Origin of the sequence: Prosthecobacter algae (genome assembly GCF_039542385.1) — a bacterium.
Taxonomy (GTDB): Bacteria; Verrucomicrobiota; Verrucomicrobiia; order Verrucomicrobiales; family Verrucomicrobiaceae; genus Prosthecobacter; species Prosthecobacter algae.
Map to the genome: position 1 here is coordinate 207,174 of NZ_BAABIA010000004.1, position 17,230 is coordinate 224,403.

12 protein-coding genes are annotated in these 17,230 nt (G+C 58.7%); 7 read left to right on the forward strand and 5 right to left on the reverse strand.

The genetic code is table 11. From position 1 onward, the window contains the following. Window positions 1-35: 35 nt before the first annotated feature. Together ABEB25_RS10820 and ABEB25_RS10825 are read left to right on the forward strand one after the other, a co-directional pair. A complete protein-coding gene (locus ABEB25_RS10820; protein ID WP_345736420.1) occupies window positions 36-2,156 on the forward strand; it encodes a tetratricopeptide repeat protein in 2,121 nt (706 codons plus the stop codon). 142 nt (window positions 2,157-2,298) lie between these two features. After that, window positions 2,299-3,999 carry a glutamine--tRNA ligase/YqeY domain fusion protein gene (locus ABEB25_RS10825; RefSeq protein WP_345736421.1) on the forward strand — a complete coding sequence of 567 codons (1,701 nt, stop codon included), beginning with the start codon at window positions 2,299-2,301 and terminating at the stop codon, window positions 3,997-3,999. A 65-nt stretch (window positions 4,000-4,064) separates the two neighbouring features. On the opposite strand, the gene ABEB25_RS10830 is transcribed toward ABEB25_RS10825, so the two are convergent. Next, window positions 4,065-4,544, reverse strand: a complete 480-nt coding sequence (locus ABEB25_RS10830) for a nuclear transport factor 2 family protein (protein WP_345736422.1) — start codon at window positions 4,542-4,544, stop codon at window positions 4,065-4,067. A gap of 105 nt (window positions 4,545-4,649) precedes the next feature. Here ABEB25_RS10830 and ABEB25_RS10835 point away from each other — a divergent pair, with 105 nt between their 5' ends. Beyond that, window positions 4,650-5,303 carry a TetR/AcrR family transcriptional regulator gene (locus tag ABEB25_RS10835; RefSeq protein WP_345736423.1) on the forward strand — a complete coding sequence of 218 codons (654 nt, stop codon included), beginning with the start codon at window positions 4,650-4,652 and terminating at the stop codon, window positions 5,301-5,303. A 112-nt stretch (window positions 5,304-5,415) separates the two neighbouring features. Here the strand turns inward: ABEB25_RS10835 and ABEB25_RS10840 are convergent, their stop codons facing one another. Together ABEB25_RS10840 and ABEB25_RS10845 are read right to left on the reverse strand one after the other, a co-directional pair. After that, window positions 5,416-5,943: a hypothetical protein gene (locus ABEB25_RS10840; protein ID WP_345736424.1), complete on the reverse strand. Its 528-nt coding sequence runs from the start codon at window positions 5,941-5,943 to the stop codon at window positions 5,416-5,418. A 71-nt stretch (window positions 5,944-6,014) separates the two neighbouring features. Then, the gene (locus ABEB25_RS10845; RefSeq protein WP_345736425.1) at window positions 6,015-6,479 is read right to left on the reverse strand and encodes a plastocyanin/azurin family copper-binding protein; all 465 of its coding nucleotides are present in this window, start codon (window positions 6,477-6,479) and stop codon (window positions 6,015-6,017) included. A gap of 142 nt (window positions 6,480-6,621) precedes the next feature. On the opposite strand from ABEB25_RS10845, the gene ABEB25_RS10850 reads away from it, so the two are divergent. From ABEB25_RS10850 to ABEB25_RS10860, 3 genes are all read left to right on the forward strand, one after another. Beyond that, complete coding sequence (locus ABEB25_RS10850; RefSeq protein ID WP_345736426.1) at window positions 6,622-7,992, forward strand: DUF1552 domain-containing protein; 1,371 nt, start codon at window positions 6,622-6,624, stop codon at window positions 7,990-7,992. Window positions 7,993-8,161: 169 nt separating this feature from the next. Then, window positions 8,162-9,829 (forward strand): hypothetical protein, encoded by a 1,668-nt coding sequence (locus tag ABEB25_RS10855; protein WP_345736427.1) that lies wholly within the window; start codon window positions 8,162-8,164, stop codon window positions 9,827-9,829. A 113-nt stretch (window positions 9,830-9,942) separates the two neighbouring features. Next, entirely contained in the window at window positions 9,943-11,247 is a 1,305-nt protein-coding gene (locus ABEB25_RS10860; protein WP_345736428.1) for a (Fe-S)-binding protein, read from the forward strand. 13 nt (window positions 11,248-11,260) lie between these two features. Here the strand turns inward: ABEB25_RS10860 and ABEB25_RS10865 are convergent, their stop codons facing one another. Then, entirely contained in the window at window positions 11,261-14,128 is a 2,868-nt protein-coding gene (locus tag ABEB25_RS10865) for a DUF1553 domain-containing protein (protein WP_345736429.1), read from the reverse strand. A 137-nt stretch (window positions 14,129-14,265) separates the two neighbouring features. Between ABEB25_RS10865 and ABEB25_RS10870 the strand changes: the two genes are divergently transcribed. Beyond that, entirely contained in the window at window positions 14,266-16,107 is a 1,842-nt protein-coding gene (locus ABEB25_RS10870) for a hypothetical protein (protein WP_345736430.1), read from the forward strand. A gap of 64 nt (window positions 16,108-16,171) precedes the next feature. Here ABEB25_RS10870 and obgE read toward each other — a convergent pair whose 3' ends face one another. Further along, on the reverse strand, window positions 16,172-17,215 hold the full coding sequence (gene obgE / locus ABEB25_RS10875; protein WP_345736431.1) for a GTPase ObgE: 1,044 nt from the start codon (window positions 17,213-17,215) through the stop codon (window positions 16,172-16,174). Window positions 17,216-17,230 lie beyond the last annotated feature (15 nt).

The window sequence follows — 17,230 nt, forward strand, 5'->3', positions numbered from 1 at the left end:
CCAAAGGCTGCGCAAGCCTCTGCGGATCAGCCTTGATGGTCAGCACCGTTCCGGTAAAAAGCCAGGCGGCCGATGTGCAAAAGCGACCCGGCAATTCGGCCTTCAAGGGGCTGGAGTCCAAAGTGGCGGCCTTGATCCGCGAGTTTCCACGCGCTCTTGCTTTCCGTCCGCCTGAGTCCACCGAGGATGGACAGAGGTACCGCTATGTGGAGGCCGCCAAACCGCTTTTTGAACGGTTTAATCTGCCAACTGAAGGACTGTATGAGGCGATGAGGAGCTATGTGCTGGGCCGTCTTCTGAAAAAAGACCTGACGGGCACGGAACTGGCCCGCTTTTACTTCATGATCCAGCGCTATAGTGAGGTGGTGGATGTGGCGCTGATTGCAGGAGAAGAAGCACACCATGCCAAACCTCGCATCTCGGCAAATGTGGCGGCTGCCCTGGAACTGGCGGGTTATGCTGCCCTGGAACAGCAGAAGTATGTCGATGCCAAACAGTACTTCACGGTGGCATCTTTGGAAACGGATTCCGAAACCGATCTGGGAGCCTGGACCCAGATCCAGACGGCTCTTGCCTACACCCATTTTTTGCTGGCCGACTATCCGGCCCAGTTAAAGACCCTGCGGGAGGTCATGGAACGTTATCGTCTGACCCTGGGGCCTGGGCACCTGGAAACGCTGCGCTATCACAACGAGCTGGCAGCAGCCTTGTACGATCAGCGCCAGGATGCGGCGGCGGAAGCCGAGTATCGCAAGATGCTCCAGAGTTTGGAAGAGAAGGAGGATGCGAACTCCGCCGCGCTGATCTCGGTGCGGAAAAACTTGGCCTCTGTGCTGGAAAGCTCAAAGCGCTGTGATGAAGCCGAGGCTTTACTGAGGCAAGTTTTGGAATCCCAGCGGAGCACCCTGGGAAAGACCCATGAGGATGTGATGCGCACGCGGTTTCGCCTGGTGGACATCGTGGTGGAAGGGAAGAAATTCAGCGATGCCGAGAAAGAGATACGCTCTTTGTTAGAATATATCCGGCTGTATCTGGGGCCGGATCATTATCATTGCCTGATGGGCCGTCGGAAGCTGGCCTCTCTCTACTACAGCACGGGGCGTTTTGCCGAGGCCGCCACCCAGTTTCAGGTGCTATATGAGGAAGAGCAAAAGGTGCTGGGAGTGAATGACCAGGAATCCTGGAAGACCTACAATGACCTAGGTGTGTGCTACAATGAAATGAACCAGCCCGACAAAGCAGAGGCGGTATTCAAAAAGGTGCTGGTATGGCAATTAAAGAACCTGCAGCATGATCATTTGGATACGTTGGTAACTCGCAACAATCTGGGAATTGCTTATGAAAAGCAAAATAAGTTCGAACTCGCCGAAAAGCAATATTTGATCACCCATTTAGCACGCCTGCGCCTCCTGGGTCCCAACCATGACCTGACTCGGGCTGCCTCCAACAATTTGACCGCCCTGATGATTAAGGAAAATGATCCTGAGGTGGTTTTGCAGCAGTATCAGGACATCCTTCAGGACCTTTTGAAAATCCACGGGCCGAAAGGCATCGAGACAGTGACGGTGAGGTTTAACATTGCCCTGAGGCTGGAATCGCTTCTTCGGTACGAAGAGGCGGAAAAACAATACAGGATCATTTATGACATCAGGCTGCGGATTCGCGGGAAAACCCATCCGGAGACGATGATTGCTTTTCGTTCGCTCGGTGCCAATCTGCTGAGGCAGAACCGCGCTGTGGAGGCTGAGGCGATGTTGCGGGAAGGGCTGCCGAATGTGCGGGAGAACCTGAAACCCGACGATGTGGATCTTTTCCATTATCATTCCACGTACGCCCGTGCCCTGTCCTCCACAAACAAAGTGGAGGAAGCCATTGCACTTCTGACCGAGACGTTGGAAACGCTCATCAAGTCCAAAGGGGAAAGCTTTCCGCTGGTGACGAATTTCAAGACTCAGTTGAACCACTGCCGTCAGTTGCAGCAGGCCCAGGTGGCGGCAAAATTAGAGAAGGACAAGATGATTGGAGGTATCTCCGCCGCGGCTGTGCTGCAGAGACCTCCGTCATCTGGAGGAAGTCTGCCCATCAATTTGCCTCTGAATCTTCCGACTGTGCCTGTGGCACCTCCACCAAAGGGTGTGCCAACCACGAAACCTTGAGCAGCCAAACTGATCTATTGATCCCGCAAAGTTTCTGGTAGGAAACATGTGAGCCGAGAAGATGTACAATCCGTCTGGAGCCCTGATGCAGGCTGTACGTCGTCTTGACTCCTGAGCCTTCCGGCCCAAATCTCCGCCTCCCATGTCTGACGCCCCTGCTGCCGCCCCTGCCTCCCTGGATTTCATCCGCGAAATGATCGCTGCCGATGTGGCTGCTCAGCGCAATGACGGCTGGGTCATCACCCGCTTTCCGCCGGAGCCGAATGGCTATCTGCACATCGGCCATGCAAAGAGCATCTGCCTGAACTTCGGCCTCAGCCTGGAAAACGCCCCCAAGGCGCGCTGCCACCTGCGCTTTGACGATACCAATCCTACGAAAGAAGAAGTGGAGTATGTGGACAGCATCCAGGAGGATGTGAAATGGCTGGGCTTTGACTGGGGTGACCATCTTTTCTACGCTAGCGACTATTTTGAGAAGCTCTACGGCTTCGCGGTCCAGCTCATCGAAAAAGGTCTCGCCTATGTGGATGACCAGACGCCGGAAGAAATGCGCGCTACACGCGGCACGCTGACTTCACCCGGCACGGCCAGCCCCTATCGTGACCGTTCACCTGCCGAGAATCTGGATCTTTTTGCCCGGATGCGCGCCGGGGAGTTTGAAGAAGGCAGCCGGGTTTTGCGGGCCAAGATCGACATGGCATCGCCGAACATGAACATGCGTGATCCGGCGATCTACCGCATCCTGCGCGCGCATCATCACCGCACTGGCGATGCTTGGTGCATCTACCCGATGTATGACTATGCGCATCCGTTGAGCGATGCGCTGGAAGGCATCACCCACAGTCTTTGCACCCTGGAGTTTGAGCATCATCGCCCCTTGTATGAATGGTTGATCGCCAATGTCAGCGGCCTGCCGGGGCAGCCTTACCAGCGTGAATTTGCCCGCCTGAACCTGACCAACACAGTGATGAGCAAGCGCAAGCTGCTGCGTCTGGTGAAGGAAGGTCTCGTCAATGGCTGGGATGATCCGCGCATGCCGACGATCAGCGGGATCCGCCGCCGTGGCTACACCCCATCGGCCATCCGGACATTTTGCAAAACGATCGGCCTAACCAAATATCCTTCCCTGACGGAGCTGACGCTTCTGGAGCATTGTGTGCGTGAGGACCTGAACAAGCACGCCCAGCGCGTGTATGGGGTGATCCGCCCGATCAAGGTGGTGCTGACGAACTACCCTGAAGGCCAGGTGGAGCATGTGGAGCTGGTGAACAATCCGGAAAACGAAGCCGACGGCAAACGTCAGGTGCCGCTGAGCCGTGAACTGTTTATTGATGCCGATGACTTCATGGAAACACCGATCCAGGGTTTCCACCGTCTGGTGCCGGGTGGGGAAGTGCGTCTGAAGTATGCCTTCTGCATCATCTGCCAGGAAGTCATCAAGGATGAAGCAGGCAACATTGTCGAGCTTCGCTGCACCTATGACGATGCTACCCGTCATGGCGTGAAGCCGGTGGGGCGGCCGAAGGTCAAAGGCACCATCCATTGGGTCAGTGCTGCGCATGCCTTGGATGTGGAAGTGCGTCTCTACGACAAGCTTTTCTTGGACGAGCAGCCGGAAGAGGCCGCCGGAGAAGACGGCGACTTTACGCAACTCATCAGCCCTCAGTCCTTGGAGGTCGTGACGGCCAAGCTTGAGCCTTCCGTGGCCGAGGCCAAACCCGGCACGCACTATCAGTTTGAGCGCGTGGGCTACTTCTACACCGACCCCAAAGACAGTCTGCCCGGCAAGCCTGTGTTTAACCGCACAGTGGCGCTGAAGGACGGGTTTGTGAAAGCCAAGTAACGTCCGAATCTTTAAACCGAAAAGGGCCAGTCCGAGTTAACCGGACTGGCCCTTTTGCTGCCTGTTTACAGTCCAAGATCAGACAGGCTGGGGAAGTCTGCAGGACGTGGGCCGGAAGCATCCCAGGTGAAGAGCCGCTCGCTGGCCTGGATGGGCAGGTCATTGATGCAAGCGTAGCGGTGATGCATGAGGCCCGCTTCATCGAACTCCCAGTTTTCATTGCCATAGGAGCGATACCAGTGGCCGGAGTCATCGTGCCATTCATAGGCGAAGCGCACGGCGATGCGGGCTCCGTCAAAGGCCCACAGCTCCTTGATCAGGCGGTAGTCCAGCTCCCTGCGCCATTTGCGAGTGAGGAACTCGACGATCTGCTCCCGCCCGCGAACAAATTCGGCGCGGTTACGCCATTGGCTGTCTGGGGTGTAAGCGAGGGAGACTCGCTGGGGATCACGTGAGTTCCAGCCATCCTCGGCAGCGCGCACTTTCAGGGTGGCTGTTTCATGGGTGAAGGGAGGCACAAGAGGGGGCTTGGGGGTGGTGCTCATGAGAAGGAGTTTTTTGAATGAATTGAAATGAGATAGACAGGTCTGTCTATTGTGTGGCGGCATCAATAGATCGACAGGTCTGTTTGTCAATGCTTTGTTAGGCGCGTGCCTGCCTCGAAGAAGAAAGCCCCTGCCAAAAAAACCGTCCCGCTGAGTGCCCGGGAGCGCATTGTGCTGACTGCGTCGCGCTTGTTTTATCAGGATGGAGTGAGGGCGACTGGCATTGATAAAATCATCGCCGAATCTGAGGTGGCGAAGATGTCATTTTACCGTCACTTCCCCTCGAAAAATGACCTGGTGGCCGAGTATCTACAGCGGCGTCATGAATCCTGGATGAAGTGGTTTGTTGCGGCTGTTGAACAGCGGCTGGCCCAGCCGGGAGCGGGCCTGGAAGTGATCGCTGAAGTGCTGAGGGAATGGTTTGAAGAACCGAATTTTCGAGGATGTGCCTTCATCAACACGCAGGCCGAAACGCCAGCCGCTGAGGAGCGTCTCAATGGCGTGATCCGGGATCACAAAGCAGCGCTGCAAACCTACCTGGCGGAGCTGGCCCAACGCTTGGAGCTGGAGGTTCCCGTGCAAACGGCTGCGCATGCGATGGTGGTCATTGAGGGCAGCATCGTGCGGGTGCAGATGACCGGAGATCTGACAGTGTGTGATTCTTGCAGCCACCTGCTGCGAAAGCTGGGCCGCACGGCCCGCCGATCCGACACGGCTTCTGCCGATTCTGGCTTGTCGCCCTATTTCCCAGGCTTCTAAGCGGTTGTAATGACGGGAGGCAACAGCGGGTTAGACACGCCAAAAGGGCAAGAAAAAAGGCAGGCCTTGCGGCCTGCCTTTGTGATGCAATCAATTGTTAGACGTTGCGCGCTTACTTGGCCGGGAAGGGGCTGGTGGCGAGCTTTTTGAAGTCTTCGGTGATCTTGGCGACGGCGTCCTTGGGGCCAGTCAGCTTGATGAAGACGGGAGCGTCAGGGCCGGGGATGATGGCACCCAGGAGGGTATAGTCAGCCTTGGCGGTTTTGGGGCCGAACATCGCGCCGTCCATGTAGGTGCCGGTGGCGGTCACCAGGCTCACCTTGGTACCATTGGCATCCAGCTCTTCGGTCTTGGAGGTGGGAGGGCTTTCAAACTGGCCCAGCCAGCGGTCAATGTTGGCCTTGGTATCGCCTCCCTGGCCGCTGCCGAAGTAGTAGAACACGGCTTCCAGGGGTTTGTCCGTGCCTTCGATGGTGATCTGCAGGGTGGCTGCGCGCATCGGGCTGCTGGTGGGCACGGAGGTCCACATGTTGGAGGGCAGGGTGAAGTTCAGGTTCCCGGCAGAGACCTTGCCTTCTTCGGCGCGCAGGCCGGAGGTGGCGATGGTGAGGAGGGCCAGGGTGGTGAGCAGTCGTTTCATGGTGGGCTGGATGGTGGGTGTCTAAATGGAAAGGGCGGACTTGTGAGTCCGCCCTTGGAGAAAATCAAAGCTTACTTGGTGACGTGCATCACGCCTTTCATCAGCAGCCAGTGGCCGGGGAAGGTGCACATGTAAGGATAGTCGCCAGCTTCGGCAGGGGCGGTGAACTCGATGGTCTCCGTGCCATTTGGCATGACCAGCTTGGTGTTGGCCAGGATGTCGTCCTTGGAAGCATCGGGCACATAGCTTTTGGCCATGGCCTGGGGGTCGGTCATCATGGCGTTGGCCTGGGCGCCCACGGCCTGGTCCTTACCTGGCTTGACGAGGATGAAGTTATGCGGCTGGGGAGCGACGCTGCCGGTGTTGTTGAGGGTCAATTTGACTTTCTGGCCAGCTTTCACGGTCAGGTCGGTCTTGTCATAACCCAGGGGATTGCTGGCGTGAGGCTTGAGCTCAATGGTGGCGACTTCAGCCTCCTGGGCGGACACGTTCAAGGAGATCAGGGCGAAGGCGGTAAGGGCAGCTAGTTTCTTCATGAGTTGTGGTTTAACGGGGGTAGTACGCTAATCGGGCGTCGAAGGGTCAGATTTTCAACCAATTTCGTCTGCCTGGACTGAACTTTGCGATTTGCGTCAAGGAAAGTTTCAGCGACGTATCACGTATAGAGTGTAATCCCCCATGAATCCCTTTCACGAAACAGCCGCCGCCGCGCACCAGATGAGCCGTCGCCATGTCCTCCGCGGACTGGGTACGATGATGTCTTTGCCCTTCCTGGAATCCCTGGGCGGCAAGGCCTTTGCGTCTGCTGCGGCGCAGGCACCAGCCAAAGCTCCCATGCGTGCGGCCTGGCTGTACATTCCGAATGGAGTGAACGTGAAAGAGTGGTTTCCTACGGGCGAAGGCACTGGCTACGAGCTGAGCCCGACGCTGAAGGAAATCGAACGTCATCGCAATGAGTTCATGGTGGTCTCTGGGCTGGCCCAGGACAAGGCCCGCTCCCATGGCAATGGCGGCGGTGACCATGCACGTGCTACCTCCACCTTCCTGACGGGCTGCATGCCGAAGAAAACGGCTGGCTCCGACATCCAGTTGGGTGTTTCGGTGGACCAGATCGCTGCCCAGAAGATCGGCCACCTGACGCGCCTCCCGTCTCTGGAACTGAGCACCGATGGTCAGCGCAGCTCCGGCCGCTGCGACAGCGGCTACTCCTGCGCCTACCAGTTCAACCTGGCCTGGAAAAATGAAACCATGCCGATGGCCCCTGAAATGGACCCCCGGCTGGTCTTTGAACGTCTTTTTGGTTATGGTGCTTCGGGAGCCAAAGGGGCCGATGGTGCCCGCCGCCAGCGCTTGCAGAAGAGCATCCTTGATACCGTGCTGGGCGAGGCGAAGTCCCTGCAGGGCAAGGTGAACGGGAATGACAAACGCAAGCTGGATGAATACTACAGCAGTGTGCGAGACATCGAACTGCGCATCGAACGTGCGGAGAAATTCACGGCCAGCTTGCCGAAAGATTACCCAGTGCCGGAAGGCATCCCTGAATCCTATGAGGAGCACATCCACATGATGTTCGACCTCCTGACGCTGGCTTTCCAGACGGACACCACCCGTCTCTGCACCTTCATGCTTGCCCATGACGGCAGCAACCGCAGCTTCCCCCAGATCGGTGTGCCGGATGCCCACCATTATCTCTCCCACCATGAGAGCGATGAGCAAAAGCTGGAAAAAATCGCCAAGATTGACCGCTTTTACATGCGTCAGTTTGGCTACTTCCTGGATAAGCTGAAGGCGACGAAAGAGGGCGATGGCAATCTTTTGGACAATAGCATGATCGTTTTCGGCGGCGGCATCGGCGATGGCAACCGTCATAATCATGACAATCTGCCCATCCTGCTTGCAGGCCGTGCGGGTGGCACCTGGACGCCGGGCAAACGCATTGTGCTGCCAGGAGAGACCCCGATGACCAACTTGTATCTGTCCATGCTGGACCGCCTGGGTGTGCGGGCTGAGCGCGTGGGAGATAGCTCGGGCGTGCTCCAGGTGAGCTGATTTTACGGAGATTTGGAAAATTCTAAATGGCCGTCTGCTTTGGCAGACGGCCATTTTTTCGTTTCCTTACGATCTTAACGCGTTACGTTGTAGGAACTTAACACTTCCATATATTTAACAAGAGAGGGGCGTTGCATGAGAGCGTCTCCAGTTTTAATAATCCCTGCTCATGGCGGTTCCTGCATCCGATTCATCCACGGCATCGGCCACTTCGATGGAGCTTCAGCTCTTTCCTGAAGCGGATGAGCAGACGCTGCCTGCTATGCACTCTGAGCCAGAAGCTGCTGAAACTGAGACTCTGGAATCCGAGGCGCATGAGGAGATCAAACAGGAGCCAGACAGGCAGGAAGTTGTGGAACCCGCGCCGGTGATTGAAGCGGCATTTCCCGAGCTGCCGCCGCTGCCTCCTGAACTCAAAAATGTCGCCCGCACCCTTGAAAGGATGCTGAACGATCCCGCACAGCGCCAGGGAGCTTTTGCGAGCTTTTGCGCGGCAGCTTACGTCAAACCGGAATGGGCCGGTGCTGCGAGCGAGTATCTGACGACTCTTTTTGAAGATCAGCAGGATGTCCTGGCGGAGATGACGCGCGTGCCGGACCTCATCATTGAGCTGGGCTCTGGCCACTACACGCTGACATTCATGGTGGCCTCACGCTGGGCGGCCAAGGCGGACCTGGCCCGCCTCACGCGGCTGGCGGAGGCGCTGATTGCCACCCAGTCGAAGATGAACAGCCCGGAGGTGGTGGACCTCATGCTGGCACTCACGACTTCTTTAGCCATCAGCCGTTATTCACGGGCGGAGCAACTGCTGGCTGCGGCGAGCGCCCATGCCACGGAAGATGAGCGTGACGCCCTCGATGAAGCACACTTGTGGTTAGGTGCTGGTGGCATCGTGCGCGGCAGCTCGCAGGAGGCGCGGGATCTCTGGGATGTGCGGCTGCGGCGGCCCCGCGTGGCCTGGACCTGGAGCAGCCCGGAGGAGTGTTCTGCCCTCGCCCAACTGGCGGAGTGCCTGGATCCGAAAAGCGAGGCGGCGGTGCTTTTCCAAGCCGTCGTGCCCGCCTGCTGGTGGTCGCTGCTGATCGCGAGATCCCAGGAAGGGGCCGCCTATGAAGCCTCCCTGGCCGCTGCGAAAGCCGTGGCCCATGAGCGCAGCCAGCCGCAGGAAGAGTCCCCACAGGAAGCACCCAAGACCGTGGTCCGCCAGCCCATCATCATCTGGCGAGCGGTGCCGTTTTTTATCGGAGGAATTGTGGGCGCATGGGCGCTGGCACTGGGGATCTGGGCTGGGCCTTACGATCTGGTCCGCTCATCCAGTGAGACAGCGGCCCCCGTGGTATCGATGGTGCCCGGTGCGCCTGGGATTCAACAGGGGGTGCCCGTGCCAGCAGCCCCCGTGGAGAAAGCTCCGGAACATCCGAACGAGATTTGGCGCAAAGAGCAGGCTGCCTCTCTGGCCGCCGAGGTGCCTGAGCTGAGGCCGTGGGTGGAGAAAATCGAACTTGGCGAATGGCCGCAGTTTGAAGCCCTGCTGAGTGGCGAATCTCCGGAGCTGCCCAAGGACAATCCCAATTATCAAAAACTGCTGCTGTGGCTGCATCTGGATCCGCCCTCCAATGCTGAAATCCGCAGTCAGGTCCCGCTGCTGCTCGCCGCCCTGCGGCAGGACAGTACGGTGATCGAGCTGTGGGAAAAACTGGTGTATCCAGGCTCCCTCAATGCCAAGGACATCCAGGAGGCGGCCCTGCGCACCCAGCATGACAGCAGGGATGCGTGGTCGCCCACGCAGCGTGCCCTGCTCAACCGCATCGTCGCGGCCGGCGTTGACAGTCCCTAAACAGGCCGTCCTGGGAATGCCTGAGAAAGCTCCGTGACAAACAGGCCCATCCTCTGAAAAGATGGAAGATTACGGACGGTCCCACCGCTATCTCCCACCCCCATTTTCGCCTCGTGAATCTGCTTCAATCGCTCGACTACTCCGTCCTCCAGCAGTGCATGCACTGTGGGATGTGCCTGCCCACCTGTCCCACTTACATGGAGACGAAGAAGGAGCGCAACAGCCCGCGTGGCCGCATCTCCCTCATGCGCAGTGTGGCCGATGGCGAGTTGCAGATTACCCAGGCCTTTTCGGATGAGATGTATTACTGCCTCGGCTGCCTGGCCTGCCAGACGGCCTGCCCGGCAGGCGTGAAGTATGCGGAGCTTTTTGAAACGGCCCGTGCCGAGGTGGAGCGTGCAGGAGTCTCCCAAAGTGCGGAGCGCGACTTCTGGCGCTGGCTGACGCTGAATGTTCTTTTCATGCACCCCAGACTGCTGCGCCTGGCCGGGTGGGGGCTTCGCCTATGGCAGAAGAGCGGGATGGATGTGCGGCTGCGGCGGGTGAAATTTTTCGGACTGCTGCCGAACAAGCTGCGCGATCTGGAGCCGCAGACACCCCAGGTGGCCGCCGCCTTTTCCGATGCCCTCATCGCGCCCATCGAAACTCCCGACGCAAAAAAATACCGCGTGGGTTTGCTCACGGGCTGCATCCAAGATCTGGCCTTTTCCAACATCAACCGGGACACGGCGGACGTGCTGCTGGCGAATGGCTGCGAGGTGGTGACACCGCGCGCCCAGTCCTGCTGCGGCTCCCTGCACGCCCACAATGGGGCGGTGGAATTGGCCAAAGAACTGGCGCGTCGGCAGATCGACAGCTTTGACCTGGAAAGCCTGGATGCCATCATCACCAATGCGGGGGGATGCGGGTCCCATTTGAAGACCTATGGTCATCTGCTGCATGACGATCCCTTTTATGCCGAGCGCGCCCACCTATGGGACCGCAAGGTGAAGGACATTCATGAGTGGCTGGTGCAGGTGGGCATTCGCAAGCCGGAGCACGGCGCAGGTGTGACCGAGGTGACCTACCACGAAAGCTGCCATCTGTGCCACGGGCAAAAGGTGGTCAGCCAGCCACGCCAGGTTTTGCAGGCGATTCCAGGCCTGGTGCTGAAGGAACTGCCCGAGAGCAACTGGTGCTGTGGCAGCGCAGGGATTTACAACATCACGCAGCCTGAGCAGTCGGCCAAGCTGCTGAAGCGGAAGGTGGGAAACATCGCACAGACCGGATGCACGGTGGTCACGACCTCCAATCCTGGGTGTCACCTGCAACTGGCAAACGGCCTGGGGGCGAATGCCGAGGTGACGCAGCCCGTGACCTTGCTGGCCAAGGCCTACCGTGATGAAGCCGCTGCCTGCCAGGGCGGGTGCAAGGTTTGATCCTTGGTTAGGCTTATCTCAGCAGGCGGAACTCGGGCGTGGCCCAGAGCGTTTGAATGAGGCGGGCCCAGGCGTCGCAGCGTTCCTCTTCGGTGGCGTTTCCTGAGATGGAAGCTTCGAGATAGTCCTTGGCAATGGAGGCCTCCTTGCTGGAAGGCTCCCGGCTCAAGGAATGGCGATAGGCCTGCTGAATCCCTTTTTCGATCTCTCCTGCCGCCATCACGCGCGTGGCGGCACTGCGGGCGAACTCGATGACCTGCGGATGGTTCATCAGATACAGGGCCTGGGTGGCCACGGTGCTGGTGGTGCGCTGGGCGATGGGCTGATTGATGTCGGCAAAATCAAACACCTCAAACAGCGGGTGCCTCACGTTGCGGAAGGCTGCGGTGTAAACGCTGCGCCGTGTGTCGTTGAAGGGATAGCCATACTCCAGATTTTGCACCTTGGTGTCATTGGAGTTCACCGCCTTGGCATCGCCCACGTTAGGGCCGGCCCAGCGTCCGTCCACCGCATTGGCCGCAGCCAGCATGGCATCGCGGATGCACTCGGCATCGAGACGCTTGCGGTTCATTCGCGAGAGCAGGCGGTTGTCAGGATCTGTTTGGGACAGTTCACCTTCGGAACTCATGCGGTAGGTGCGGCTCATCACCATTTCCTTCACCAGCCGTTTGAGGCTCCAGCCGTCTTCCATGAATTTCACGGCCAAATGATCCAGCAGCTCAGGATGGGAAGGCTGCTCGCCAGTGATGCCGAAGTTGTCGGTGCTGCGGACGATGCCTGCCCCGAAGAGCCAATGCCAGACACGGTTGACAAAGACACGGGCGGTCAGCGGATGATGGCGGGCGGTCATCCACTCGGCCAGTTGCATGCGGCCGCTCTGCTCGGCAGGGATGGCGGGCATGTCGGCTTTGAGGGCCACCTGAAGGAATCCACGTGGAACGGGAGCCCCAAGGTTGCGGATGTTTCCCCGCACGTGGATGCGGGCATCCTCCGGCTTTTCATCTTCAGCCACCGTCATGGCCTCCAACCGGTTGGGGCCATCCATCTGCATGAGTTTGAGCTGCTTTTGCAGATCGGCCATGCGGCCTTTGAGTTCCTTTTCCTCATTGCTGGCGACTGGGGAAGGCATGGCGGGCATGTCCGCATCCGCAGGCACGAACTGCACGGCATCCACCGTCACATAACCTTCGGCACCGGCATTGGATAGCATGACAAAGTTTTGTCCGGTGGTCTCAAATCGGAAGGTGCCGATTGAGATGAACTGAAGCCCTTCAAAGCTCTCGGTGGCCTGTTTGAAATAAACCAGTTCTTCGCCATCGGCATGGAAGATGGTGGCGGGGATGCGTTCGGCACGGCCTGGGCCTGCACTGAAGGCCACCCTCACTTCATAACGGCCCGCCACGGGGAGCTTTGGCGTGAAGGAGATGGTCTTTTCTCCACGACCCAGATTGTCATCATGGGCATAACCGCCACCGATGAAGGGTGGGTAGCGGCGGCTGGTTTTCCAGTCGCCCACTTTTTGGGCTTCGCTGTCATCCACGACCACTCCTGGCAGGTCTGCGGCGTTGAGCGTTTTGCGCTTGCGCAGGGCGACTCCGCCGACGTCGCGGAGCGTGTCCTTCAGCGCAGCGATCTCCTGCGTCAGCCGGGACACTTCTTTTTCCTTGGCCTGCATCTTCTGTTCTTCCTCACCCTCAAAGGGCAGCGGGGTGTCAATCCAGTGGGCCACATTGTCCGTGTAGTTTTTCAGCGTGCGTGTGCTGCGCATGATGCCAGCCAGCGCGTAGTAGTCGCGGGTGGGGATGGGATCGAACTTATGGTCATGGCAGCGGGCGCAGCCGATGGTCATGCCCATGAAGGACTTGCCGATGGTGTCGAGCTGCTCATCCACAATGTCCATGCGCAGCATCTGCTTGTCCTGTTCCTCATAATTGGTTGGGCCGAGGGCAAGGAAGCCGGTGGCGGTGAGGTTCTGGCGGCGCTCGGCGGCATTCTTGGCAGGCAAGAGATCACCTGCCAGCATCTGCTTGATCATGTGATCCACGGGCACGTCGGACTGGATGGCCTCCAGAAGATAATCACGGAAGCGCCAGGCATCTTTGAAGGGCAGGGAACGGCCGCCGCCTGAGGATTCGGCAAAGCGGGTGATGTCCATGAAATGCGAGGCCCAGCGTTCCGCAAAGGCGGGCGAAGCCAGGAGAGCATCCACCTGGGTTTCGAGTTTCCGATCTTCCAAGGCAGGCTGATGGTCTGCGAGTGCGGGGATGGACTGAGGTGGGAGGCCGGTGAGATCAAAGGCAAGCCGGCGTGCCAGAGTGGCGGCATCCGCATCGGGGGCAGGCTGGAGGTTTTCTGCCTCCAGTCGTGCGAGGATGAAATGATCAATGGCATTGCGCGGCCAGTTGCTTTGTTTGATCGGGCCAGGGGGTTTGGCGACGGGCAGTTGAAAGGACCAAAAACTGCCATCGGCTTTGGGACTGCTGTGACCTCCCTTGGCTGCGGGGGCTTCGTCACGCGGATCATGGGCACCGCTGGCGATCCAGGTTTTCAGATCTTCCAGTGCGGCGGCGGGCAGCTTTTTCTTGGGCGGCATCTTCAGGTCGCGGTCCTCATAGCTGACCACTTTCCAAAGGAGGCTTTGTTCGATGTTGCCCGGGATGATGCTGGGGCCGGAATCGCCGCCGGTCTGCCAGCCGTCCCGGTGATCCAGCCTGAGACTGCCCTTTTGCTTGTCGGCACCATGGCATTCCGTGCAGTGCTCGATCAGCAGCGGGCGGATGCGTTTTTCAAAAAATTCCGACGGTTCAGCCACCGCTCCCAGACCCACGGCGGGCAGGAGGGGCAGAATCCGGCAGGCAAGGCGAGAAACGGCGTTCAGCATGGGCGGTGAGAGCAAACGGTGCCGGGTCAAGGGCTCTTTCACCAGGGGGCTGCTTGGCCATTTTCATCCAGATAAGTGGGCACAATCATAAACGGCGTTGCCTTTGGGTGCGTAGTTCCTTTACAGTCATTTTTTCCATGCGCTTCCTTCCACTCAGCGCAGCCTGGTTCTGCATGTCCCTGGCTGTCCACGCAGCACCCGCTTCACGGCTGGTGTGGCAGCCCGTGCAGGAGTATTTCATCCGCATCCAGCCCGGCAAGGCTCCCGTGCCGGTGGAGGGTACTCAGCGGCTGAATTCCTTCGTAGCTTACACGCATCTCGGCACGGACTTTGGCTTTCATGGTCCTGCGGCACACACCATCCAGTGGCAGACGGACGAAATTTGCGTGAGCCTGGGGCAGAACCCCGATGCGTGGGCTGGCATCTGGCACAGCCTGGCCGGGCTGGCGCGAGAGAATGCCAAGTCGCTGAATTTTGCCGCGCCTTGGCCGTCCTTCATCAGTGCCCGTTACCAGCCGAAAGTCAGCAGTGTGATGATCCAGGCCAAGGGGCAGGGGCGCCTGAAACTAGAAATTAAGTCCAATCAGCAGCAGATGCTCTGGGAGCACATGCTGGATGTGCAGGCACCGAATGGCGAAACCTATGTGCTGCCCGTGCCCACGCTGGCCATGCCGAATGCCAAGCTGATCAACTGGACGGCTGAACCTGGCAGTGAAATCTGTGTGACGAGCCTGAACCTGGGCATGGAGTTGCCTGCGGTTCCCTTCGATGAATACGTGGTGGCTGCGTCCTATGCCAAGCTGGCGCGTTGCTATGATCCCGCGTCTGGTTTTGTCAAAGACCGTGCGCATACTGAAGACGGTGCCTTTGAGTCTCTTGCTTCCACGGGCATGTTTGCTCTGGCCACGGCAGCGCTGTCTCAGCCGCCGCTGGAACTGGTGAGCCCCAAGGAGGCGGCTAAAATCATCCGCACGATCCACCGTTCGGCCCGTGCCCTGGATCGTCCCCTGGGACTGTTGCCGCACTTTGTCCGGCGCAGTGCGACGGGTTATGTCATCCACCCTGGCACCGAGTACAGCACGGTGGATACGGCCATTTTTTACCACAGCCTGCTGCTGGCTGCGCAGGGTGTGGGAGATGAGGAGCTGCATCAGGAACTGGCTTCAGCCGTGGACCAAATTGATTTCAAGGCCCTGCGTCTGCCCAATGGCAGCCTCAGCCATGGAATGAAGGACGATGGCAAGACGTTGCTGCCTCATGGCTGGACAGACTGGGGCGGTGAATCCGCCCTCGTCATGATGCTGGAGCGCATCTCCAATGACAATGCACCGCGCGTGAAGATGGAGCGGCCCGGCCAATCCTGGCAGGGCACGGGATTCATCCCAGAAGTGCAAAGCCTCTTTTATCCGGACTTCGACCAGGATGTGCCGGATGCTCTGGACGGGGTGAAGTGGCTGAGTGCGCGCACCCGCATGCTGCAGTCACAGCGCGACTACATCCAACGTACCTGGCCGGACAGCCTCGCGGCCAAGATCGGCATGTATGGACTTTCAGCAGGCGAGGGGGAGCATGGCGACCGCTACCACGTGGGCGGGGTGGACCTGCCGAACCAGGCAATGATCCACCCTCACTACATCCTCATGTCCGCAGCGCTGACGGCACCTGCCGATACATATGCTCTTTTGGAGCGCATGGAAAAAGCAGGCTACTTTCCGCCTTGGGGCATGGTGGAAACCATCTGCATCACCGGGCACAGTTATCTGCCGATGATCGGCTCTCTCAATGCTTCCTTCGAGGTCATCGGAGCCTATCATCTTCTGGCAAAAAATCGTGGCAGCCCTGACCTCATTTATCAGTCCAGCCGTCAGTCGCCGGAACTTCGCCGCGCGGTGGAATTGTTTTATCCCGCACCAGTCCCGCCGGTGCAATCTGCAGAGCTGAAACGGGAACCGGATCCGGCGACCTCCGGGGCAAACTGAAGAGTCCCAGGCACAAAAAAGCAGCCATCGAAAACGATGGCTGCTCAAAGGAAGATTGGGCGGTTTACTTCAAGACCTCAAAGGTCTGGCCGATTTTCTTGTCGAGGAAGTCACGCAGTTTGTCCAGGCCCAGGCCGGTTTCAGCCGAGACTGGGAAGATTCTCACGCGCTTGAAGCGTTCCTTCAGCCGCTCCACATTTTCTTCAGCACCTTCCACGTCGATCTTGTTGGCTAGGATGTGCCAAGGGCGCTTGGAGAGTTCCTTGGAATAGAGGGAGACCTCCTTGCGCACGGTTTCCAGGTCTTCGACTGGATCGCGACCTTCGGTGCCCGCAGCATCCACCACAAAGAGCAGAATGCGGCAGCGCATGATGTGGCGAAGGAAGTCATGTCCCAGGCCGATGTTCTGATGGGCACCTTCGATGAGCCCAGGGATGTCTGCCAATGTGCCACGGCGATGGTCGCCAAAATGGATCACGCCCACCATCGGTTGCAGGGTGGTGAAGGGATAATTGGCGATCTTGGGCTTGGCCGCGCTCAGCTTGGAGAGCATGGTGGACTTGCCCGCGTTCGGGAAGCCGACAAAACCCGCGTCGGCGATGCTGCGCAGCTCAAAGTGGAAGTAGCTTTCCTCACCATCCACCCCGGGGGTGAACTCGCGCGGAGCCTGGTGGGTGCTGGTTTTGAAGTGGACGTTGCCCTTACCGCCTTTACCGCCTTTGCAAAGAACGAAGGTTTGGCCCACTTCAGTAAGGTCGGCGTAGGGCTCGTAACGGGTCACGAGTTCACCGGTTTCAGGATCTTCTTCTTCTACGATCTTGGAGACGACAGTGCCGCTAGGGACCTTGTAAACGACATCGTCTGCACTGATGCCTGAGCACATGTTACCGCCGCCTTTTTGCCCGTCTGCGGCGATGAGCTTGGCATTAAAAAAGTACTGGCGCAGGCTGTTCGTGCTGGAGTCCACCAGGAGGATGATGTCGCCCCCTTTGCCTCCATCGCCACCATCCGGGCCGCCTTTGGGGCGGAACTTGCCCCGGTGAAAGTGCATACTCCCATCCCCACCTTTACCGGCGCGGGCATAGACTTTGATTTGATCGACAAACATGAACCGGGCATGTAG

Coding starts and splice junctions, on each gene's coding strand:
- ABEB25_RS10820 (WP_345736420.1), top strand. CDS start 36: ATGGTCAGCACCGTTCCGGTAAAAAGCCAGGCGGCCGATGTGCAAAAG.
- ABEB25_RS10825 (WP_345736421.1), top strand. CDS start 2,299: ATGTCTGACGCCCCTGCTGCCGCCCCTGCCTCCCTGGATTTCATCCGC.
- ABEB25_RS10830 (WP_345736422.1), bottom strand. CDS start 4,544: ATGAGCACCACCCCCAAGCCCCCTCTTGTGCCTCCCTTCACCCATGAA.
- ABEB25_RS10840 (WP_345736424.1), bottom strand. CDS start 5,943: ATGAAACGACTGCTCACCACCCTGGCCCTCCTCACCATCGCCACCTCC.
- ABEB25_RS10845 (WP_345736425.1), bottom strand. CDS start 6,479: ATGAAGAAACTAGCTGCCCTTACCGCCTTCGCCCTGATCTCCTTGAAC.
- ABEB25_RS10850 (WP_345736426.1), top strand. CDS start 6,622: ATGAATCCCTTTCACGAAACAGCCGCCGCCGCGCACCAGATGAGCCGT.
- ABEB25_RS10855 (WP_345736427.1), top strand. CDS start 8,162: ATGGCGGTTCCTGCATCCGATTCATCCACGGCATCGGCCACTTCGATG.
- ABEB25_RS10865 (WP_345736429.1), bottom strand. CDS start 14,128: ATGCTGAACGCCGTTTCTCGCCTTGCCTGCCGGATTCTGCCCCTCCTG.
- ABEB25_RS10870 (WP_345736430.1), top strand. CDS start 14,266: ATGCGCTTCCTTCCACTCAGCGCAGCCTGGTTCTGCATGTCCCTGGCT.
- obgE (WP_345736431.1), bottom strand. CDS start 17,215: ATGTTTGTCGATCAAATCAAAGTCTATGCCCGCGCCGGTAAAGGTGGG.